Origin of the sequence: Carnobacterium sp. (assembly GCF_032094055.1) — a bacterium.
Lineage (GTDB): Bacteria > Bacillota > Bacilli > Lactobacillales > Carnobacteriaceae > Carnobacterium_A.
The window spans coordinates 21,357-21,594 of sequence record NZ_DAMDAK010000038.1 but is presented as its reverse complement, the minus strand read 5'-3'; the positions used below and the strand labels follow the sequence as shown (position 1 = coordinate 21,594).

The 238-nt window shown below is 45.4% G+C and carries 1 protein-coding gene; it reads left to right on the top strand.

Features of this window, described 5'->3' with window-relative positions; translation table 11 throughout:
• A partial coding sequence (locus RT405_RS07445; protein WP_313468840.1) for an ABC transporter substrate-binding protein occupies positions 1 to 238 on the top strand: 238 nt, incomplete at both ends.

Here is a 238-nt window from a genome sequence, read left to right as displayed (position 1 = left end):
CGTAAAGATGCTGTCTGGTCAAACGGAGAAGCAGTCAGCGCGGATGATTTTGTCTATGCATGGCAAAAAGTAGTGGATCCAGAAACAGCTAGCGGCTACGCTTATATGTACGATGGGTTGATTCAAAATGCAACTGAGATCATCAATGGTGAAATGGAACCGGCTGATTTAGGGATCGAAGCGGTTAGCGAGAATGAGCTGAAAATTACGTTGGTTCAGCCAACGCCTTATTTTGACC